At 64.7% G+C, this 19,729-nt stretch carries 19 protein-coding genes; 13 read left to right on the top strand and 6 right to left on the bottom strand.

Going from position 1 to position 19,729, the window contains the following annotated elements:
• Window positions 1–88 precede the first annotated feature (88 nt).
• Both M9924_02860 and M9924_02855 read right to left on the bottom strand, forming a co-directional pair.
• Entirely contained in the window at window positions 89–823 is a 735-nt protein-coding gene (locus M9924_02860; protein ID MCO5063337.1) for a 16S rRNA (uracil(1498)-N(3))-methyltransferase, read from the bottom strand.
• A 73-nt stretch (window positions 824–896) separates the two neighbouring features.
• The gene (locus M9924_02855) at window positions 897–1,514 is read right to left on the bottom strand and encodes a hypothetical protein (protein ID MCO5063336.1); all 618 of its coding nucleotides are present in this window, start codon (window positions 1,512–1,514) and stop codon (window positions 897–899) included.
• Between the two features lie 71 nt (window positions 1,515–1,585).
• Here M9924_02855 and M9924_02850 point away from each other — a divergent pair, with 71 nt between their 5' ends.
• Window positions 1,586–2,284 carry a type 1 glutamine amidotransferase gene (locus M9924_02850; GenBank protein ID MCO5063335.1) on the top strand — a complete coding sequence of 233 codons (699 nt, stop codon included), beginning with the start codon at window positions 1,586–1,588 and terminating at the stop codon, window positions 2,282–2,284.
• A 348-nt stretch (window positions 2,285–2,632) separates the two neighbouring features.
• Here M9924_02850 and M9924_02845 read toward each other — a convergent pair whose 3' ends face one another.
• Entirely contained in the window at window positions 2,633–3,403 is a 771-nt protein-coding gene (locus M9924_02845) for a serine/threonine protein phosphatase (protein MCO5063334.1), read from the bottom strand.
• A gap of 76 nt (window positions 3,404–3,479) precedes the next feature.
• Between M9924_02845 and M9924_02840 the strand changes: the two genes are divergently transcribed.
• The 4 genes from M9924_02840 (at window position 3,480) to glcF (ending at window position 8,876) form a co-directional block, all read left to right on the top strand.
• Window positions 3,480–4,814: a DUF3422 family protein gene (locus M9924_02840; protein ID MCO5063333.1), complete on the top strand. Its 1,335-nt coding sequence runs from the start codon at window positions 3,480–3,482 to the stop codon at window positions 4,812–4,814.
• A gap of 64 nt (window positions 4,815–4,878) precedes the next feature.
• On the top strand, window positions 4,879–6,375 hold the full coding sequence (locus M9924_02835) for an FAD-binding protein (protein MCO5063332.1): 1,497 nt from the start codon (window positions 4,879–4,881) through the stop codon (window positions 6,373–6,375).
• Window positions 6,376–6,381: 6 nt separating this feature from the next.
• A complete protein-coding gene (locus tag M9924_02830) occupies window positions 6,382–7,587 on the top strand; it encodes an FAD-binding protein (protein ID MCO5063331.1) in 1,206 nt (401 codons plus the stop codon).
• Between the two features lie 2 nt (window positions 7,588–7,589).
• On the top strand, window positions 7,590–8,876 hold the full coding sequence (gene glcF / locus M9924_02825) for a glycolate oxidase subunit GlcF (protein ID MCO5063330.1): 1,287 nt from the start codon (window positions 7,590–7,592) through the stop codon (window positions 8,874–8,876).
• 87 nt (window positions 8,877–8,963) lie between these two features.
• On the opposite strand, the gene M9924_02820 is transcribed toward glcF, so the two are convergent.
• Entirely contained in the window at window positions 8,964–9,752 is a 789-nt protein-coding gene (locus M9924_02820) for a L,D-transpeptidase (GenBank protein MCO5063329.1), read from the bottom strand.
• Window positions 9,753–9,953: 201 nt separating this feature from the next.
• Between M9924_02820 and M9924_02815 the strand changes: the two genes are divergently transcribed.
• On the top strand, window positions 9,954–10,592 hold the full coding sequence (locus M9924_02815; GenBank protein MCO5063328.1) for a DNA-3-methyladenine glycosylase I: 639 nt from the start codon (window positions 9,954–9,956) through the stop codon (window positions 10,590–10,592).
• 2 nt (window positions 10,593–10,594) lie between these two features.
• On the opposite strand, the gene M9924_02810 is transcribed toward M9924_02815, so the two are convergent.
• Window positions 10,595–10,789, bottom strand: a complete 195-nt coding sequence (locus M9924_02810; protein MCO5063327.1) for a hypothetical protein — start codon at window positions 10,787–10,789, stop codon at window positions 10,595–10,597.
• A 214-nt stretch (window positions 10,790–11,003) separates the two neighbouring features.
• On the opposite strand from M9924_02810, the gene hisS reads away from it, so the two are divergent.
• Genes hisS through hisG form a run of 3 tightly spaced genes read left to right on the top strand, consistent with a single transcriptional unit; the run spans window position 11,004 to window position 14,292 of the window.
• Window positions 11,004–12,485: a histidine--tRNA ligase gene (hisS, locus tag M9924_02805; GenBank protein ID MCO5063326.1), complete on the top strand. Its 1,482-nt coding sequence runs from the start codon at window positions 11,004–11,006 to the stop codon at window positions 12,483–12,485.
• Window positions 12,482–13,597 (top strand): ATP phosphoribosyltransferase regulatory subunit, encoded by a 1,116-nt coding sequence (locus M9924_02800; protein ID MCO5063325.1) that lies wholly within the window; start codon window positions 12,482–12,484, stop codon window positions 13,595–13,597. Before hisS ends, M9924_02800 begins: the two co-directional genes overlap by 4 nt.
• Window positions 13,594–14,292 carry an ATP phosphoribosyltransferase gene (gene hisG, locus M9924_02795; GenBank protein ID MCO5063324.1) on the top strand — a complete coding sequence of 233 codons (699 nt, stop codon included), beginning with the start codon at window positions 13,594–13,596 and terminating at the stop codon, window positions 14,290–14,292. The genes M9924_02800 and hisG overlap by 4 nt, the downstream gene beginning before the upstream one ends.
• Window positions 14,293–14,342: 50 nt before the next feature.
• Here the strand turns inward: hisG and M9924_02790 are convergent, their stop codons facing one another.
• Window positions 14,343–15,014: an aquaporin gene (locus tag M9924_02790; protein MCO5063323.1), complete on the bottom strand. Its 672-nt coding sequence runs from the start codon at window positions 15,012–15,014 to the stop codon at window positions 14,343–14,345.
• 200 nt (window positions 15,015–15,214) lie between these two features.
• Between M9924_02790 and M9924_02785 the strand changes: the two genes are divergently transcribed.
• From M9924_02785 to M9924_02770, 4 genes are all read left to right on the top strand, one after another.
• Window positions 15,215–16,504, top strand: a complete 1,290-nt coding sequence (locus M9924_02785) for an RsmB/NOP family class I SAM-dependent RNA methyltransferase (protein MCO5063322.1) — start codon at window positions 15,215–15,217, stop codon at window positions 16,502–16,504.
• 101 nt (window positions 16,505–16,605) lie between these two features.
• On the top strand, window positions 16,606–18,444 hold the full coding sequence (gene ilvD, locus M9924_02780) for a dihydroxy-acid dehydratase (protein ID MCO5063321.1): 1,839 nt from the start codon (window positions 16,606–16,608) through the stop codon (window positions 18,442–18,444).
• A gap of 82 nt (window positions 18,445–18,526) precedes the next feature.
• The gene (locus M9924_02775) at window positions 18,527–18,982 is read left to right on the top strand and encodes a PaaI family thioesterase (GenBank protein ID MCO5063320.1); all 456 of its coding nucleotides are present in this window, start codon (window positions 18,527–18,529) and stop codon (window positions 18,980–18,982) included.
• Window positions 18,979–19,626 carry a 5'-methylthioadenosine/S-adenosylhomocysteine nucleosidase gene (locus M9924_02770; protein ID MCO5063319.1) on the top strand — a complete coding sequence of 216 codons (648 nt, stop codon included), beginning with the start codon at window positions 18,979–18,981 and terminating at the stop codon, window positions 19,624–19,626. The genes M9924_02775 and M9924_02770 overlap by 4 nt, the downstream gene beginning before the upstream one ends.
• Window positions 19,627–19,729: the final 103 nt, after the last annotated feature.

Below are 19,729 nucleotides of genomic sequence, written 5' to 3'. Positions count from 1 at the left end.
TTTTCCGTGTCAGGAGCGGAGTGATGGAGAAACAGATGCCGCCGATCAAGCGAAAAATCCTGATCCAGCCTGCATTGGATTTGAACGTCTACCAGTCGCCCCTTGTCGCCTGAATGACGGCAAGTGCTGCAACCGCAGCCGTATCCGCCCGCAGGATGCGGGGCCCAAGGGGAATGGCGGTCACGAAGGGCAGGGCGCGCAGCATGTTTCGCTCGGCGTCGGAGAAGCCGCCTTCCGGGCCGACCAGCAGCGCAAGGGCGTTTTCCCGGATCGCCTGCAGGGCCGGCAGCGGGTTGTTCGTCGCCGAATCCTCGTCGCAATAGACCAGACGGCGGTTCGCGGGCCAGTTTTCGAGCAGGTGGTCGAGCTTGACAGGTTCGGCGACCTCCGGGATCGCAAGGATGCCGCATTGCTCCGCCGCCTCGACGGCGTTGGCCCGCATGCGTTCGGTCGATGCCTTGGCGGCCTGCGTGTGCTGCGTGACGACCGGCTGGAGCACGCCCGCGCCCATTTCCACTGCTTTCTGGATCAGGTAGTCGAGCCGCCCGGTCTTGAGCGGCGCGAAGCAATAGACGAGATCTGGCCGCGCGGGTTGCGGGCGCGTCTGCTCGATGGCAGCCAGCCGCAGCGAGCGCTTTGCCTTTGCCGATATGCGCGCCAGCCATTCCCCGTCGCGCCCGTTGAACACCAGCAGTTCCGCGCCTTCGCCCATGCGCAGCACGGAGGTGAGATAGTGCGCCTGCTCGGGGGAAGCCTCGAACTCGACGCCGGAGGCGAGGTCGTGCGGCACGAACAGCCGCTGCATCTTATAGTTTGCACGCATAGGCGAGACATGCGCGAGGCGGACCCGCAGGTCAAGCGGTTGCCGGGGGCAGCGCAAACGCGGACGGCAGCCTTCACGCGCTCGGGTGCCAGACCGGCCGATACCCCGCGCGCAGCGCCGTCACGGTCGCTGGCGGCGTGATGAGGTGCGTGGCTCCAGTAGGTAACGCCCCACCACGATAGCCTTCGAACGTCCATTCGCGAAATCCATCGTCCTTCCGGGCAAGGACGCGACCGTCGCAGGTAATGACCGCGCAGTCCGGCAGCGCGAGGATTTCAACCTCTGACAACCGGACGGCGTTCGCCCCAGCGGCCAGCCGCTGGCGATGCAGGATCGCATCCATCTCCGGGGCTTTGGCCGCAGGAGATGAAAACGCCTCGGCAAAGGCGATCGCCTCCGCGCGACGGCACTCGAAGCAGGGGCGGTGCCCGGCCGCAAGTGCGGTGACCTCGTCGAGAAAAAAGAGGTTGGTCCAGCCTGCGCCGCCGGTCCGTCCATTGCGCCCGAACACCTCGCGGCGGCGGTCCTTGTAGTCGCATCGACAGATGATCCACGCGCGGGTCGTCCAGCGCCGCCCGGTCAGGCTGCGCGTCGCGGGGTCATGGATGACGCCGCGATTGCCGGTAAAGAGCCCGCGCGCTGCGACGGCATGGAGCAGGCCGGCTGGATCGACACGGTTTTGGAGTGGCATAATTCTTCGCGCTTCCGTCTGAATTGGCGCTCATGGTAACGCTCGCGGAGCAAAGTGGAAGGGAAGCGCGGATGCGGGTGCTGGCGGTCGAGAATTTTGGCGGGACGGGACTTGGTCAGCTTGGCGACGCGCTGGCGCAGGTGCGCGCGGAGGTCGACTATATCAGGCCGCACACCGCCGAAGCCCTGCCCGCAACGGCGCGCGAGCACGATGCGCTGATCGTACTGGGTGGGGGGCAGAATGCGCTCGACGATGCCGGATCTCCGCACTTCCCGCATCTGCTCGACCTGATCCGGGATTTCGAAAGCGCGGACAAATCGGTGCTGGGCATCTGCCTTGGCAGCCAGTTGATCGCGCGCGCATTCGGCGGCGAGAACAGGATCGGCGGCCACACCGAATTTGGCTGGCACGACATCAGCGTGACCGACGCGGCGTCAGCCGACCCGGTTTTCAATGCGCTGCCGCGCGCCTTTCCCTCCTTCCAGTGGCATGACGACAATTTCACGCTTCCGCCGCAGGCCGTTCTGCTGGCGAAGGGGACGACCGTCGCCAACCAGGCTTACCGGGTGGGCCGCGCCGTCTATGCCACCCAGTTTCACTTCGAGGCCGACCGCAGGCTCATCTCGGAATGGAACGGCACGTTCAGGACCCTGATGGAAACGCTCGATCCCGACTGGCTGCCGCGCTATCAGGCCGAAGCTCCGGTAAGGGGTGCCGCTGCGGATGCGGCAGGCGCGTCGCTTGCGCGCGCCTGGATTGCGTCGATCTGAACGCATATCACCTTAGTTGTAATTTTAACACTGCACAGGATTCTCGGCCCGCAGGGCCTCGGACCTCTGGATTTTACCGCCAAGGCGTTCTAGTGCGGCGTCCGGCAACGGGCGGGGAACGTTTTTGCCGGAAACGCATTGGTAAGAAGGTGCGTGATAATGCACCCGCGGCAACAAATCGGGGACGAAATCTTGAAAGCGGCGCTTCTTTGTTTTGCGATGCTTGCGGCAATCGCAATTAGCGGAATCGGCATCTATGGCGCCGATGCATCCAACAACCACGCCGTGGTCGATGGCTACGGGGTTATCGCCCGCTAGGGCCTGCCCCGGCTTCTTCTCTGCCACCCGTCAATCGCGATTTGCTACCGTGAGGAAGCGCTTCGCCGCACCTTCGGCAACGAAGGCGGTTAGAACGCCAGACTCAAAGGCGCGCGTGTCGATGTTGACCCGATTGTCGTGAATGTCGGGGCGTTCGACTGGCGTATGGCCATGCACGATCACCTTGGGATGCAGGTTCGGATAAAGCAGGAAGTCGTTGCGGATCCAGATGAGGTCGTCCTTGTTCTGGTCTTCGAGCGGGATACCCGGACGGATGCCGGCATGGCAGAAGAAATAGTCTCCCGCAAAGCAACCGCGCGGCAATGTCCGCAGGAAGCTGACATGCTCCGCGGGGACGGCTTTTTGCAGGAGCGCGCTGCTTTCGACGAAGCGCTTGTCGCTTTGGCCGATCCCAAGCCCGCCGGGACGCTTGAGCTTGACTCCATAGGATCGCGCCGTCTGCACGCCGCCGAAATCTATGAAAAGCCCGCTCGGGTCCGGCGAATCGAGGAAGCCCAGGAAGCCGGCATCATGGTTTCCGGCAAGGGTGATGAAACGCTCGTCATCCTGCCTGCGGCGTATGAGTTCGTCCAGCACGCCGCGCGAGTCCGGTCCGCGATCGACATAGTCGCCGAGCATGATGATGCGCCAGTCGGCGGGACGGTCCCTTTCGATTTCGGCATCGATCCGGCCCAGCATGGATTGCAGAAGGTCGAGCCTGCCATGCACGTCGCCGACGGCATAGAGTCGCACTCCCGCCGGTGCCGCCGCCTCACTGTAACTTACGCCCTTGACTGACAATGCAAAGCTCCTTCTTGCTTTGCAGACATAGTGATCTGGACGCGGATTGGCCAGAATTGCTTTGGCGCGAATGCAAATGAGTGGAACAGGCGGTCTGGACGGTCGAGCCGTGGAATCGGGCAAGGAAACAGCCGGTCAGGTGACGGGCAGCGTGCTGGGTTTCCCGGCGCATGGCGAGCGTGCAATCGCGTTGGGCGAGGTGCATGCGCGACCCTATCCGTTGATCGAAACGCCGCGCGTGCTGATCCAGCTTGCGTTCATGACCGAGGGTCGAACAGATGTGGATTTCGCCGTGCTCGGCGGCCTGTCGCGGCGTCTGGGCATTGCGGCTCCCGATGCCGAGGCGCGCCACCATGCGATGAAATGGGGCAAGGGCAGCGTCCGCTGGGAGCGACACACGGAGTTTTCCACCTATCTCTGGGAAGGCCCGTTGCCGGCAAATGGGAAGGTGTCCGCCGACACGCCCTTCGGCAATGGCTTCACGCCGCCCGGCCCGGTCATCTCCGGCACGCGGCTCGAAATCCGCAAATGGACCCCGGCCAGCGAAAAGCTCGTCCAGACCTTCGACCCGACGAGCCTCTGCTATTCGCTGATCGAAAACGGCAATGCGGCGATCATCTCCGATTTCAGGCAGGACGGCGACGGGCTCACGCGCATATTGATGCTGGAAAAAGGCATGTCGGCCATCCGCAACGGCGCGGTGTCCCAGCGCCTGATCGACATCGAGACCTATCGAACTCTAGCGATGCTCGGCCTGCCGCTGGCGCAGACGCTTTCGGCCAGGGCGCGGCGCATCGAGGACAGCCTCGCCGAAACCACGCAGGAGATGACCAGCGCGCGGCGCGACGAGCAGAAGCTTCTTACCAAGCTGACCGGCCTTGCGGCGGAGCTTGAGGCGGATGCGGCGGCCAGCCTCTACAGGCTGGGCGCCAGCCGCGCCTATGACGGGATCGTGCATGAAAGGCTCGACGCGCTGAACGAGCGCCCCGTGCCCGGCTACAACACGTGGCGCGGCTTCATCCAGCGCCGTATGGCGCCTGCGATGCGCACCTGCCGTTCGGTGGAGGAACGCCAGGCGAACCTGTCACGCAAGCTGACACGGGCCGCGACGCTGCTGCGCACATGGATCGATGTGGAGGTCGAAAAGCAGAACCGCGACCTGCTGGCCTCGATGAACAACCGCGCGCGGCTGCAACTGAGGTTGCAGCAGACCGTGGAAGGACTGTCCGTCGCGGCGGTGTCCTACTATGTCGTGGGATTGGTCGGTTATCTCGCAAAGGGGACCAATCTATTCGGCGTGCATCTGCAACCGGAATATGTGACAGCGATCGCCGTGCCGGTCGCGATCCTTGCGGTGTGGTGGGCGGTGCGGCGCATCCGCAACTCCCATTCTGAAACGCACGTGAAATAACGTCGCCGGAAGCATTTGCGCGGGCCGCGCACACACCGCTATAAGCAGGTGAGGAGGAACGCCGATGGCTGGTCTGGTCATGCCCAAGGCCGACGAGGCTACGCTCGCCCGTCGCGCGGAAATCGTGGCGGCGATGCGCGCCATCGTGCCCGGCGAAGGCGTGGTCGAGACGGTCAACGAAATGCGCGCCTTCGAGACCGATGCGCTGACCGCCTATCGGCAGTTGCCGCTGGTGGTGGTGCTGCCGGAAACGGTCGACCAGGTGGCGCGCGTGCTGCGCTTCTGCAACGAAAACAGCGTGCGTGTGGTGCCGCGCGGTTCGGGCACCTCGCTGTCCGGCGGCGCACTGCCGCTGGCCGACGCCGTGCTTCTCGTCATGAGCCGCTTCAACCGGATCTTGGAAATCGACTACCCCAACCGCGCAGTCGTCGCGCAGCCGGGCGTCACCAATCTAGGCATCACCAATGCAGTCGAGCAGGAGGGGTTCTACTACGCCCCCGATCCGTCCTCGCAGATTGCGTGCTCGATCGGCGGCAATGTCGCGGAAAATTCCGGTGGCGTGCACTGCCTGAAATACGGGCTGACGGCCAACAATGTGCTCGGCCTCGAAATGGTGCTGGTCAATGGCGACGTGGTGCGGCTGGGCGGCAAGCATCTCGACGCCGAGGGCTACGACCTGCTCGGTCTGATGACCGGTTCGGAGGGGCTGCTGGGCGTGGTGACCGAGGTCACCGTGCGCATCCTGAAAAAGCCGGAGACGGCGCGGGCCGTGCTGATCGGCTTTCCGACGAGCGAGCAGGGCGGGCAGTGCGTCGCCGACATCATCGGCGCGGGCATCATTCCGGGCGGCATGGAAATGATGGACCGTCCCGCCATCCATGCGGCGGAAGATTTCGTGCATGCCGGCTATCCGCGCGACGTCGAGGCGCTGCTGATCGTCGAACTCGACGGGCCGCCCGCCGAGGTGGACCACCTGATCGCGGAGGTGGAGCGCATCGCGCGCGACAACGGCTCGACCACCTGCCGGGTCTCCGAATCCGATGCGGAGCGGATGACCTTCTGGGCCGGCCGCAAGGCGGCCTTCCCTGCGGTCGGGCGCATTTCGCCGGACTATCTGTGCATGGACGGCACGATCCCGCGCAAGGAATTGCCGCGCGTGCTGGCCGGCATGCGGGAGCTTTCGGGAAAGCACGGGCTGCGCGTGGCGAATGTGTTCCATGCGGGTGACGGGAACCTGCATCCGCTGATCCTCTATGACGCCAACAATCCCGGCGAACTGGCGGCGGCGGAAGCCTTCGGCGCGGATATATTGCGGCTGTGCGTGAAGGTCGGCGGCGTGCTGACCGGCGAGCACGGCGTCGGGGTCGAAAAGCGCGATCTCATGCCGGAGATGTTTTCAGAGGCCGATCTCGACCAGCAGATGCGCATCAAATGCGCCTTCGACCCGAACCAATTGCTCAATCCCGGCAAGGTGTTCCCGCAATTGCGACGGTGTGCTGAACTCGGGCGCATGCATGTGCACCAGGGCAAGCTGCCTTTCCCGGACATCCCAAGGTTCTGACGCCGCATGACCGACTTCGCGCCGACAACTCCCGAAGAGGTGCTGTCCGTAGTCCAGTGGGCGGCGGCGGAAAAAGCGCCGCTCGAACTGGTGGGGCAGGGGTCCAAGCGCGGCATCGGGCGGCCCGCGCAGGCCGAACATACGCTGGGCCTGTCGAAGCTGACCGGCGTGACACTCTACGAGCCCGCCGAACTCGTGCTGACGGCGCGGGCGGGCACGCCGATGGCGGAAATCGAAAGACTGCTCGGCGACTTCAACCAGCAACTGGATTTCGAGCCGATGGACTACGGCCCTTTGCATGGGCAGGAGGCCGGAAAGGGCACCATAGGCGGCGTGCTGGCGGCAAACCTGTCGGGGCCGCGCAGGCTCAAGGCGGGCGCCGCGCGCGATCACATTCTGGGCGTCAGCGCCGTGTCGGGGCGGGGCGAGGCGTTCAAGGCGGGCGGGCGCGTGGTGAAGAACGTCACCGGCTACGACGTGTCGAAGGCGATGGCGGGCTCGTGGGGCACGCTGGCCGTTTGCACGGACGTGACCTTCAAGGTGCTGCCGAGAGCCGAGACGGAAACGACGCTTGCCATTCGCGGCCTGCTGGACGATCAGGCGACGGCGGTCATGGCGCTTGCGATGGGGTCAAGCGCCGAAGTGTCGAGCGCGGCGCATCTGCCGGAGGGCGTGGCGATTTCGGTGGCGGGCGGCGCGCTGGGGTCCGACGCCGCGACGCTTCTTCGGTTGGAAGGGTTTCCGCCGTCCATCGCCTACCGGCTCAACCTCCTGCAGGACATGCTGAAAAGCGCAGGCGAATTGCAGGTTCTGACGGGTGAAAAATCGAAGGCGGTGTGGCGCGATATTCGAGACTGCGCTCCCTTCTGCGACGGCACTCACAAGCCGGTCTGGCGCGTGTCGATGCAGCCGTCCGAGGCGCACAGCATGACGCTGGAATTGCGCCGCGATTGCCCCGCAAGCGTATTTTACGACTGGCAGGGCGGTCTGGTCTGGTTGCGCATGGAGCATGGCGAGCCGGAGGCCGAGCGCTTGCGCGCGCTGGTGCGCAAGCACGGTGGTGGCCACGCGACCCTGGTGCGGGCGAACGCTGCTGTGCGCGCCGCCGTGCCGGTGTTCGAGCCGCAGCCGCCGGCCTTGCGGGCGCTGGGCGAGCGGCTCAAGGCGTCCTTCGATCCGCACGATATTCTCAATCCGGGACGCATGGGCTGACGATGCAGACCAGCTTTACTACCGACCAGCTAGCCGATCCGCATGTCGCGGAATCCGAGAAAATCCTGCGCAAATGCGTGCATTGCGGCTTCTGCACCGCGACCTGCCCGACCTATGTGACGCTCGGCAACGAACTCGACAGCCCGCGCGGGCGTATCTACCTCATCAAGGATATGCTGGAGAACGGCAGGCCCGCCGATGACGAGATCGTGCGCCACATCGACCGCTGCCTGTCCTGCCTTGCCTGCATGACCACCTGCCCGTCGGGCGTGAACTATATGCACCTTGTAGATCATGCCCGCGCGCATATCGAAAAGACCTACCGTCGCGCTCCGGTCGACCGGCTGATCCGCTCCGTGCTGGCGTTCGTACTGCCCCATCCGGCGCGCTTTCGCGCGGCGCTGAAGCTGGCGGGGCTCGGCAGGCCGTTCGCCGGGCTGTTCCGGGCGAACAAATCGCTGAAGCCGCTGGCCGCCATGCTGGAGCTTGCGCCGCGTTCCCTGCCAAAGGCGAAGCCTGTCGCGATTGAGTTGAAAGGCAAGCCGCGGGGCCGCGTTGCGATCCTGAAAGGCTGTGCGCAGCCTGTGCTCAATCCCGGCATCAACGAGGCGGCGGCTTCGCTGCTGGCGCGACTCGGGATCGAGATCGCGGAGGCCCCCGGCGAAGGCTGCTGCGGCGCGCTGGTGCACCATATGGGACGCGAGGAGGAATCGCTCGTTCAGGCGCGGCGCAACGTCGATGCCTGGACCCGGCTGATCGATGATGGCGGGCTGGATGCGATCGTTATCACGGCGTCCGGCTGCGGCACCACGATCAAGGATTACGGCCATATGCTGCGGCTCGACCCGGCCTATGCGCACAAGGCTGCGCGGGTGTCGGCGCTTGCGAAGGACATCACCGAATATCTGGTGTCGCTCGACCTGCCGGAGCCGACCGTCCGGCCGGGTCTGGCGGTCGCTTATCATTCCGCCTGCTCCATGCAACACGGCCAGAAGCTGACGCGTCAGCCGAAGGAATTGCTGGCGCGAGCCGGTTTTGTGGTCAGGGAGCCGCGCGAGGGGCATTTGTGCTGCGGCTCGGCGGGCACCTACAACATCATGCAGCCGGAGATTTCCGCGAAGCTGCGCGAGCGCAAGGTGAACAACATCCGGGCGACCGGCGCGGATGTTGTCGCCACCGGCAATATCGGCTGCATGACGCAGATTGGCGAGCGCGCCGGAATGCCCATCGTCCACACCGTCGCGCTGCTCGACTGGGCCTATGGCGGCGAGCGTCCCAAGGGGATTTGAGTCGCGCACGAAAAAGGGCGGCGCGTCTCTCCTCGCGCCGCCCCTTTCCGACGGTTGCCACCTGAAACGGCGGCCCGTCCCCCATTCCTACATCACGACGACCTTCGCACCGACCTTGACCATCTCGTACAATTCGATCACATCCTGGTTGCGCATGCGAATGCAGCCGGACGATGCGCTGGTGCCGATCGTCCAGGGCGCGTTGGTGCCGTGGATGCGATAGAGCGTGCTGCCGAGATAAAGCGCTCGCGCGCCGAGCGGATTGGCCTCGCCGCCCGCCATGTAAGACGGCAGGATGCGGCCCTTCTTGCGCTCGCGCGCGATCATCTGTGCCGGCGGACGCCATTCCGGCCATACGGCCTTGCGCGTGACGTGCTCGACGCCCTTCCAGCCCATGCCTTCCTTGCCGACGCCGACGCCGTAGCGGCGGGCGGTGCCGTTCTCCATGACGAGATAGAGATATTTGCTGGCCGAATCGATCACGATGGTCCCCGGCTTGTGGCCGGTCTCGTAGTCGACCTCGCGCGGCAGGAACTTCGGGTCCATCTGTTGCTGGACCTGCTTCTTCGGCGGGCGGGCGACCGACGAGGTGACGACGGTGCGGTCGGTCCCTTGTGGCTGGACGAGCACCACGCCGGGAACGGTTTCACGGCGCACGGCGATGCGCTGCTGCGAATTGCGGACCTCGACAGGCTGCGCGGTCTTGCGCTGCACGACCTTGCCGGGCTTCTTGCCCAACTGGAGCACCCACGGCGCGGCGAGGTCCGGGCTGACCACGACCGGCGGCGCGGCGCGGTAGCGGTCCTGCGCGGAAACGGGTGAAGTTTGAAGGGTGAGCAGGCTCGCGGCGGCGAGCAGACAGGCGGACAATCTCATAAAGATACTCTCGACGTAGCAATATCGGGGCCACCCCCCACCGGTGCGGCCCTCGTCCTGCATTTTCCCCACCGCTTCCAACCGAAAGGTGAATCAGGACCGCTAAAATTCGTCCGATCGCGGAAACCTTTTGGTATGGTTACCGCGCCGTTCCCAAACACGGTGAAGCGGAGGTAAATTTCGCCGAACGGGAGATTCGCGATGCAGGGACTGGTGACTGGCGGGGACGGAAGGGTGCGCTGCTCATGGGGCGGGAGCACGCCCGACTACATCCCCTACCATGACCGCGAATGGGGCCGCCCGGTGGACAACGACATCCGCCTGTTCGAGAAAATCTGCCTGGAAGGCTTTCAGTCGGGCCTTTCCTGGCTCACCATACTGCGCAAGCGCGAGAATTTTCGCGCAGCCTTCGCGGGCTTCGACTTCAACAAGGTGGCGGAGTTCACCGACAAGGACATCGAGCGGCTGCTGGCCGATACGGGCATCGTGCGCCATCGCGGCAAGATCGTCTCGACCATCAACAATGCCCGCCGCGCACAGGAGATGGTGAAGGAAGCAGGCTCGCTCGCGGCCTGGTTCTGGTCGTTCGAGCCGGGCACAGGGGAGCGCCCGGAAGTCGTGAATATCGAAACGCTGCGCGCAAATCCGACCACGCCCGTCTCAACGCGCATCTCGAAGGAACTCAAGAAGCGCGGATGGAGCTTTGTCGGGCCGACCACGGTCTATGCGTTCATGCAGGCGATGGGACTGGTCAACGACCACATCGAGGGCTGCACCTGCCGTGCGGAAGTCGAGGCCGACCGCGCCCGGTTCAGGCGACCGCAATTGAAGGGGCGATGAGGTCAGGCGGCGCCGGTAAAGGCGAGCGTCAGCAGCACGACGCCGACCGTCGCGAGAACGGGATAGAGCGCAAGCAGGCTGGTAAGCACCGCGCGGCCAAGTTCGCCGCGCGCGCCTCGCGGCTCGACGGTCGGATGGAAGGGACCGGCCTGCAACGTCGCATCGCCGTTGGCGGTCTTGGTGGTCAGCGTGGTCATGCTCTTGCCTGAAGGTTTCAGGTCGCCGAGTGGCAACCGTGGATGATGTTTTCCTAGGCAGGGATTGTCGCGGATTTTTGAACGAATTGCGGAAAACTGGTGGCAGGAGGTTAACACAATCCTTTGTGCCGCGCTTTCGTGCGGCCCGTGCGCCTTGCCGCCCCTGTCATGATCGGCTAGATGCGGCACCGCAACAATGATGGAACTGAACCCGATGGCCGAGAAACCGCAAAAGACACTGGCGCGCCTGCCGCGCGGCTTTGTCGATCGCTCGGCGGAAGACATTCGCGCCGCGGGTCGCATGATGGCGACGATCCGCGAAGTCTATGAGTTGTACGGGTTCGAACCGGTCGAGCAGCCGCTGATTGAATACACGGATGCGCTCGGCAAGTTCCTGCCGGATCAGGACCGGCCGAACGAGGGCGTCTTTTCCTTTCAGGACGACGACGAGCAATGGCTGTCGCTGCGCTACGACCTGACAGCGCCGACCGCCCGATACGTCGCGGAAAATTTCGAGCGGCTGCCGAAGCCGTTCCGCAGCTATCGCGCGGGCTGGGTGTTCCGCAACGAGAAGCCGGGTCCGGGCCGCTTCCGCCAGTTCATGCAGTTCGACGCGGACACGATCGGCGCGCCGGGCGTGGCGGCAGATGCCGAAATGGCGATGATGATGGCCGATGTGATGGAAGCGCTCGGCATCGCGCGCAGCGACTACGTTATCCGCGTCAACAACCGCAAGGTGCTGGACGGCGTGCTGGAAGCGATCGGGCTTGGCGGCGACGAAAATGCCGGTCGCAGGCTGACGGTGCTGCGCGCCATCGACAAGCTGGACAAGTTCGGCCCGCAGGGCGTGCGTCTGCTGTTGGGCGCAGGACGATGGGATGGCGGCAAGGAAGGCGAGGGCGATTTCACGAAGGGCGCGGGCCTCTCGGACGCGGCCGTCGCGACGGTGCTGGGCTATATCGACGGCAGCGCGACGGACATTGATAGCGCAAAATTCCACGAAGGCATGAACGAGTTGCGCGACATCGAGGCGCTGTGCCGCGCCGCGCAATACGGGTCGGAGCGCATCAGGATCGACCCGTCGGTGGTGCGCGGCCTCGAATATTATACGGGGCCGGTGCTGGAGGCGGAGTTGCTGGCGGAAATCCCGAACGAGGAGGGGCAGGTGGTCCGCTTCGGCTCGGTCGGCGGCGGCGGGCGCTATGACGGTCTGGTCTCGCGCTTTCGCGGCGAGCCGGTTCCCGCGACCGGCTTTTCCATCGGCGTGTCGCGCCTGATGACCGCGCTCAAGAACCTCGGCAAGCTCGATACAAATGACGTGCTCGCGCCTGTCGTGGTGCTGGTGATGGATCGCGATGTCGACAGCCTCGGGCGCTACCAGCGCATGGTCGCGCAGTTGCGGCAGGACGGCATCCGTGCCGAGCTTTACCTCGGCGGCGCGGGAATGAAGGCGCAGATGAAATATGCCGACCGGCGCGGCGCGCCCTGCGTGATCATCCAGGGCGGCGACGAGCGGGCGGCGGGCACGGTGCAGATCAAGGACCTCGTCGTCGGCGCACAGCTTGCGCAGGTCATTACGGATCATGGCGCGTACAAGGAGCTGCGCCCCGGCCAGATCACGGTTCCGGAGGCCGAGATGGTCGAGGCGGTGCGCCGCATTCTCGAAGCGCAGGCGGAAGAACGCGGCGCAGCATGACAAGGCTGCCTGCCATCGCCGCCGACATCAGGGCGCTGTTTGCCGCGCGCGGAGCGGAACCGGCGGACGTGTCCATCGTGCAGCCTGCCGATCCCTTCCTCGACATTGCGGGCGAGGATCTGCGGCGGCGCATCTTCCTGACCGAAAGCGAGACCGGCGAGCAATTGTGCCTGCGTCCGGAATTCACCATTCCGGTCTGCATGGACCACATCGCCAGCAAGGCGGACACGCCGCGCCGCTATTCCTATCTGGGCGAGGTGTTCCGCCAGCGCCGCGACGGCAGGCCGGAATTTTTCCAGGCCGGTATCGAGGACCTCGGCGACGTCAACGCCGCCGCAGCCGATGCACGTTCCGTGGCCGATGCATTCGCGTTGCTGGACAAGGTGCTGCCGAATACGAAGCTTTCCATCGTGCTGGGTGACCAGGCGCTGTTCGAGGCCGTGCTCGGCGCGCTCGGCCTGCCGCGTGGCTGGCGCATGCGACTGGCGCGGGCATTCGGCTCGGCGAGCATGCTGGAAGCCGCGCTGACCGACCTTGCGAGCCAGTCGCGCAATGCGGCGCTGGCGGGTCCTGCCGCGCTTCTGGTGGCGGGCGGAGATATGGACGCGCTTGTCCGTCACGTTGCCGAAGGCATGGGCGCGGCAGGCATTCCGGCGACGGCGGGGCGTACGCCAGAAGAAATCGCCCAGCGGCTGGTGGAGAAAGCGGAACTGGCAAGTGTGCGGCTGTCGCCGCAAGCCTTCGATGCGTTGCGCCGTTTTTTGCAGATCCATGTTCCCGTCGAGCAGGCCGCCCCGACGCTTGCCGCTTTCGCGAAGGAGTCCGGCCTTTCGCTGGGCGCAGCGCTGGACGGCTTTTCCGCCCGGCTGGAAGCGTTGCGCAAGGAGACGGTACTGCTGGAGGCGGTGACCTATGACGCCGCCTTCGGTCGCCCGCTGGACTATTACACCGGGCTGGTGTTCGAGATTTCCGTGCCGGGCGCGGAACGTCCGCTGGCGGGCGGCGGGCGCTATGACCGGCTGCTGACCATGCTTGGCGCGCGCCATCCGATCCCCGGCGTCGGCTTCTCGGTCTGGCTCGACCGCATCGACGCGTTGCGGGGTGAGTCATGAGCGTCACGCTGGCAATTCCCTCCAAGGGTAGGCTGCGCGAGCAGTCGCTTGAAATATTCGAGCGCGCGGGGCTGAAGATCGCGCTGCCGGGCGACGACCGGAAATACAAGGCGCGCATCGACGGTCACGACGATGTGGAGGTGTCCTTCCTCTCGGCCTCCGAAATCGCGGGCGAACTCGGGCGCGGGGCCGTCGATCTCGGCATCACGGGTGAGGACCTGTTGCGCGAGAACGTGGCGGGCTGGGAGACGCGCACCCAGATTGCCGCGCGGCTTGGCTTCGGCTTCGCCGATGTGGTGGTCGCGGTGCCGGACATCTGGCTGGACGTGGACACGATGGGTGACCTCGACGATGTGGCGGCGGACTTCCGCCAGCGGCATGGCAGGCGGCTGCGCATCGCCACGAAATACTGGCGGCTGACGCAGCAGTTCTTCTCGCAGAAGCACGGGATACAGGTTTACAGGATCGTCGAAAGCCTTGGCGCCACCGAAGGCGCGCCTGCGGCGGGTTCAGCCGATGTGATCGTCGACATCACCACGACTGGCTCGACGTTGCGCGCCAACCATCTGAAGATATTGGGCGACGGCGTGATCCTGCGTTCGCAGGCATGTCTGGTCGAATCGAAGCGCACGCGCAGCGCGGAGGACCAGCAGAAGCTGGAATCCGTGGTTTCGGCTGTGCGCGCAGCTGTTTGAAGAATCAGGAACGGGGCCGAAGCCCCGTTCTCATTGATCGCGATAAGCGATCATTCCTTTTCAAAGACCCGCATCTTTGCGACGACGCCTGCAAGCGCGCCGCCGATCAGCGGCGCAACGATGTAGAGCCAGAGCTGCCCCATTGCGCCTTCGGTGAAAAGAGCCGGTCCGATCGAACGGGCGGGATTGAGCGAGTTGCCCGAAACCGGAATGAAAGCGAAGTGCAGGCCGGCCAGCGTCAGGCCGATCACCAGCCCGGCAAAGCCGGTCATATGCTTCGTGGCCGTGACGCCAAGAATGACGGTGACGAAGACGAATGTTGCGATCAGTTCGACGAGGAAAACCGAAGCGACGCTCCATTTCGCCGGATCCCAGCCGCTTGCCGCGAAATTCGTCACCGGCGTCGCCGCGCCGGAGCAGATGATCACCAGCACAAGGGTCGCGATGATCGCGCCGATGATCTGGGCGACGATGTAGCCTGCCACCTCGCCGGCGGGCATGCGGCCCGCAAGGAACACTCCGGCGGTCACCGCCGGATTGAGATGCGCGCCGGAGATCGGCCCGATCGCATAGGCCGCCGCGATGAGGCCGATGCCGAAGGCAAGGCCGATGAAGCCCTGCGCAAGTGGGAGTGCGGTTCCAAGACCGCCGAGCACGACCGATGCCGTGCCGATAAAGACAAGCAAAAAGGTGCCGAGAACCTCGGCGAGGTACTTCTTCATTGAAATATTCCCCCAAAAGAGCGCCCGCCCGCGGGCGCGAATTGTGGTGTGACTGCGGCGACAGAATAAGCAAAATCCTGCCGGATGCGACCACAATTGTGGCCGTTGTGCACAGGCCGCCGCGCGGTGCCGCCCTTGCCTCAAAGAAATGTGCGTATTAGCTACGGCGCAAACGGGTCAACCGGGATCGGACAACCGAAATGAGATTGGGCGGCAGGCTGGCGGCAGCCATCGAGGTCTTGCAGGATATGGAGCGGCGCCGACGCCCGGTTGCCGAAGCGCTCAAGGATTGGGGGCTGTCGCACCGTTTCGCGGGTTCGGGCGACCGTGGCGCAATCGGCAACATCGTTTATGACGCGCTGCGCCGCCGCCGCTCCGCCGCGTGGCTGACCGGCGATGACACCCCGCGCGGACAGGCTTTCGGCGCGCTGTTGCTGGAATGGGGTCTTGCGCCTGACACCATCAATGCGGAACTGGAAGGCGACCGCTTTGCGCCGCCGCCTCTCGAAAGCGATGTGCTGGAAGGCACAAGCGGCAGGCTCGACGCAACGATGCCCGACATGGCGAGGGCCGACTGCCCCGACTGGGTCGTGCCCCTTTTTCAGGATGCGTTCGGCGATGCATGGGCGGACGAGGCAGCCGGGCTTGCCATGCGCCCGCCGCTCGACCTGCGCGTAAACACGCTCTTGTCCGACAGGGAGACGGTGCTGCGCGAGCTTGCCGAAAGCGGCGCGGAACCAATGCGCATGGCCGCGCAAGGGGTGCGCATCGCGCCCATTTCGCGCGGCGGGCGACACCCCAACGTGCAGGCTGAACCGGCCTTCCAGAAGGGCTGGTTCGAGGTGCAGGACGAGGGATCGCAGATCGCCGCTGAACTGGCGGGGGCGAGGCCCGGCATGCAGGTCATGGACTATTGCGCGGGCGGCGGCGGCAAGACGCTGGCGCTTGCCGCACTGATGGGGAATGAAGGCCGCATCGTCGCCCATGATTCCGAGAAGCAGAGGCTCGCTCCGATCTTCGACAGGCTGCGGCGCGCCGAAGCGCGCAATGTCGAGGTCGTCGCGCGGACATCCGAACTGGAGCCGCTTCAAGGGCAGATGGACATCGTGCTTATCGACGCGCCGTGCACGGGTTCCGGCACATGGCGGCGCAGGCCGGACGCCAAATGGCGGCTCAGCCAGAAACAGCTGGATCAGCGCTGCCACGAGCAGGCGGCAATTCTCGATGAGGCGAGCCGCTTCGTGAAACCCGGCGGCAGGCTGGTCTATATCACCTGCTCCGTGTTCGATGCGGAAAACAGGGGTCAGCTTGCGGGCTTTGCCGGTCGCGACCCGACGTTCGCAATCGTCGATCACGAGGCGCTGTGGGGCGAGCGCTTCCCACACGCGGCGGGCTCCGCACGCGTTGAGGCGCGAGGCGGAATCCGCCTCAGCCCGACCATGAGCGGCACAGACGGATTTTACTTCGCCGCCTTACGAAAGGCCGAATGAACCGGTAAGGCGCGCGTTGCTGCCTGTTGGCCCGTTTTTCCGTGACCTTTCCGCTATTTTTCTGTAGGTAGCTCCGCTCAAGCACCGAATTGGACACGAACATGCCCGCATATCGCTCACGTACCACGACCCACGGACGCAATATGGCCGGCGCGCGCGGACTCTGGCGCGCCACCGGAATGAAGGATGGGGACTTCGGCAAGCCGATTATTGCCGTCGTCAATTCCTTCACGCAGTTCGTGCCCGGCCATGTGCACCTGAAGGACCTAGGCCAGCTCGTGGCGCGCGAGATCGAGAATGCCGGGGGCGTGGCGAAGGAGTTCAACACCATCGCCGTCGATGATGGCATCGCCATGGGCCATGACGGCATGCTCTATTCGCTGCCCTCGCGCGAGCTGATCGCCGACAGCGTGGAATATATGGTCAATGCGCATTGCGCCGACGCGATGGTCTGCATTTCCAATTGCGACAAGATCACGCCGGGCATGCTGATGGCCTCGTTGCGCCTCAACATTCCGACGGTCTTCGTCTCGGGCGGCCCGATGGAAGCGGGCAAGGTCGTGCTGGCCGGCAAGACGCATGCGCTCGACCTGATCGACGCCATGGTGGCGGCTGCCGACGACAAGGTCTCGGATGCCGATGTGAAGGTCATCGAGCGCTCGGCGTGCCCGACCTGCGGCTCCTGCTCCGGCATGTTCACCGCCAATTCGATGAACTGCCTGACCGAGGCATTGGGCTTGTCGCTGCCCGGTAACGGATCGACGCTGGCCACGCATGGCGACCGCCGCCGCCTGTTCGTGGAGGCCGGACACCTGATCGTCGACCTCGCGCAGCGCTGGTACGAGCAGGACGACGCCACCGCGCTGCCGCGCAACATCGCCAACAAGGCAGCGTTCGAAAACGCCATGTCGCTCGACATCGCGATGGGCGGCTCGACCAACACGGTGCTGCATATCCTTGCCGCGGCGCAGGAGGGCGAAATCGATTTCACGATGGACGACATCGACCGCCTGTCGCGCAAGGTGCCTTGCCTTTCGAAGGTTGCGCCTGCCAAGAGCGACGTGCACATGGAAGATGTGCATCGCGCGGGCGGCATCATGCGCATTCTCGGCGAGCTTGAACGCGGCGGGCTGATCAACCGCGATTGCGCGACCGTGCACGCCACGACGATCGGCGATGCCATCGACCGCTGGGACATCACGCGAACCAATTCGGAATCCGTACGCAAGTTTTTCCGCGCCGCGCCGGGTGGTGTTCCGACGCAGGTGGCGTTCAGCCAGGAAGCGCGCTGGGACGATCTCGACACGGACGGCGAAAAGGGCGTGATCCGCTCCATCGAGCATCCGTTCTCAAAGGATGGCGGACTTGCCGTGCTCAAGGGCAACATCGCTCTCGACGGCTGCGTCGTGAAAACCGCTGGTGTCGACGAAAGCATCCTGAAATTCACCGGCGCGGCGCGGGTCTATGAAAGCCAGGACGCCGCCGTGAAGGGGATCCTGAGCAATGAGGTCAATGCCGGCGAGGTGGTGGTCATCCGTTATGAGGGGCCGCGCGGCGGCCCCGGCATGCAGGAAATGCTCTACCCGACCAGCTACCTGAAATCGAAGGGGCTGGGCAAGGCGTGCGCGCTGCTGACCGACGGCCGGTTTTCGGGCGGTACTTCGGGCCTGTCCATCGGTCACGTTTCGCCGGAGGCGGCGGAAGGCGGAGCCATCGGACTGGTGCGTACGGGCGACATCATCGAGATCGATATTCCGGGAAGAACCATTAATCTGGTCCTCGGTGAGGCGGAACTGGCCGAACGCCGCAAGGAGCAGGACGCCAAGGGCTGGAAGCCTGTGGAAAAGCGCAAGCGCAATGTGACCAAGGCATTAAAGGCCTATGCGGCCTTCGCCACCAGCGCCGACAAGGGCGCAGTGCGCAAGCTACCCGACGAATAGGTAGTTGTTGCACCGCACAAAAATGCACTAGACTGCCACGATTATGAGCAGCGGCCCGGCATATGCGGGCCGGAGAGACCTGATGGCAGCCAAGATTGTACCAGCGGCAGATTTCGAGGACCGGGTGCGGGCATCTTTTGCCAAGCAGAACGTGATGCGAGCGATCGGGGCGGAATTGACCTATGTTACACCGGGCACGATTGAAATCGAAATGCCGTTTTCCGCGGATCTGACCCAGCAGCACGGCTTCCTGCACGCGGGCATCATTTCAACCGCGCTGGATTCGGCATGCGGCTATGCGGCCTTCTCGCTGATGCCGCCAAGTGCGGGCGTGCTGACAATCGAGTTCAAGGTGAACCTGCTTGCACCGGGCAAGGGCGAGCGTTTCCTGTTTCGCGGTTCTGTTACCAAGCCCGGCCGTACCATCATTGTGGCAGATGGTGAGGCCTACGCAATGAATGATGGCGAGGCAAAGCTGATCGCTACGATGACCGGCACATTGATGACCATCACCGGCCGGGAAGGCATAGAGGGGTGAGCGCGCCGGTCCAGATCGGCGGGCGACGCGTCCTGTTCGTCATGGCCGCCGAGCCGGAATATGGTCCGCACCTGCGCAGCCTGTTCGAACCGCTGATGACCGGCGTCGGCCCGGTTGAGGCGGGCGTCGTCGCGGGCGCGGCGCTGGCGAGGCTTGAGGCCGGCAAGGGGCTTCCCGACCTTGTGGTGTCGCTGGGGTCGGCTGGAAGCCGGTCGCTGGAGCAGACCGAAATCTACCAGGCCGTGTCGGTGTCCTATCGCGATATGGACGCCTCCGCGCTCGGCTTTCCGAAGGGCAAGACGCCGTTCCTCGACCTGCCGGAAATAGTGGACCTGCCGCTGCGCGTTCCGGGCATCAAATGCGCCTCGCTGTCGACCGGCGCCAACATCGTTTCGGGATTGGCCTATGACGCCATACTCGCCGACATGGTCGATATGGAAACCTTTGCCGTGCTGCGGGCCTGCCAGCGCTTCGATCTGCCGTTGATCGCGCTGCGCGGCATTTCCGACGGGGTGGAGGAACTGCGGCATGTCGACAACTGGACGGAATATCTGCATGTGATCGACGAAAAGCTCGCCGCCGCCGTGGGCGACCTTGAAAAGGCGCTGGCTTCCGGCAAACTGGCACTTGCACGCGGCGGTTGAATCAACGCATCAGGAAATTGAATCAACTTGTGAGCTTGCGGACTCACAATCCGCACAAACGCCGCCAACCCATTGCGCCGACTCATTTCTTTCTTTAGACGCC

Source organism: Rhizobiaceae bacterium, from assembly GCA_023953835.1.
GTDB lineage: Bacteria > Pseudomonadota > Alphaproteobacteria > Rhizobiales > Rhizobiaceae > Mesorhizobium_G.
This window is presented reverse-complemented; position numbering and strand designations above follow the sequence as displayed.

Bases quoted from the DNA above. Each gene is read 5' to 3' on its own strand.
- M9924_02785 (MCO5063322.1), top strand. From the start codon at position 15,215: ATGAGATTGGGCGGCAGGCTGGCGGCAGCCATCGAGGTCTTGCAGGAT.
- M9924_02810 (MCO5063327.1), bottom strand. From the start codon at position 10,789: ATGACCACGCTGACCACCAAGACCGCCAACGGCGATGCGACGTTGCAG.
- M9924_02830 (MCO5063331.1), top strand. From the start codon at position 6,382: ATGACCGACTTCGCGCCGACAACTCCCGAAGAGGTGCTGTCCGTAGTC.
- M9924_02790 (MCO5063323.1), bottom strand. From the start codon at position 15,014: ATGAAGAAGTACCTCGCCGAGGTTCTCGGCACCTTTTTGCTTGTCTTT.
- ilvD (MCO5063321.1), top strand. From the start codon at position 16,606: ATGCCCGCATATCGCTCACGTACCACGACCCACGGACGCAATATGGCC.
- M9924_02835 (MCO5063332.1), top strand. From the start codon at position 4,879: ATGGCTGGTCTGGTCATGCCCAAGGCCGACGAGGCTACGCTCGCCCGT.
- M9924_02855 (MCO5063336.1), bottom strand. From the start codon at position 1,514: ATGCCACTCCAAAACCGTGTCGATCCAGCCGGCCTGCTCCATGCCGTC.
- M9924_02850 (MCO5063335.1), top strand. From the start codon at position 1,586: ATGCGGGTGCTGGCGGTCGAGAATTTTGGCGGGACGGGACTTGGTCAG.
- M9924_02840 (MCO5063333.1), top strand. From the start codon at position 3,480: ATGAGTGGAACAGGCGGTCTGGACGGTCGAGCCGTGGAATCGGGCAAG.
- M9924_02860 (MCO5063337.1), bottom strand. From the start codon at position 823: ATGCGTGCAAACTATAAGATGCAGCGGCTGTTCGTGCCGCACGACCTC.
- M9924_02800 (MCO5063325.1), top strand. From the start codon at position 12,482: ATGACAAGGCTGCCTGCCATCGCCGCCGACATCAGGGCGCTGTTTGCC.
- hisG (MCO5063324.1), top strand. From the start codon at position 13,594: ATGAGCGTCACGCTGGCAATTCCCTCCAAGGGTAGGCTGCGCGAGCAG.
- hisS (MCO5063326.1), top strand. From the start codon at position 11,004: ATGGCCGAGAAACCGCAAAAGACACTGGCGCGCCTGCCGCGCGGCTTT.
- M9924_02775 (MCO5063320.1), top strand. From the start codon at position 18,527: ATGGCAGCCAAGATTGTACCAGCGGCAGATTTCGAGGACCGGGTGCGG.
- M9924_02815 (MCO5063328.1), top strand. From the start codon at position 9,954: ATGCAGGGACTGGTGACTGGCGGGGACGGAAGGGTGCGCTGCTCATGG.
- M9924_02820 (MCO5063329.1), bottom strand. From the start codon at position 9,752: ATGAGATTGTCCGCCTGTCTGCTCGCCGCCGCGAGCCTGCTCACCCTT.
- glcF (MCO5063330.1), top strand. From the start codon at position 7,590: ATGCAGACCAGCTTTACTACCGACCAGCTAGCCGATCCGCATGTCGCG.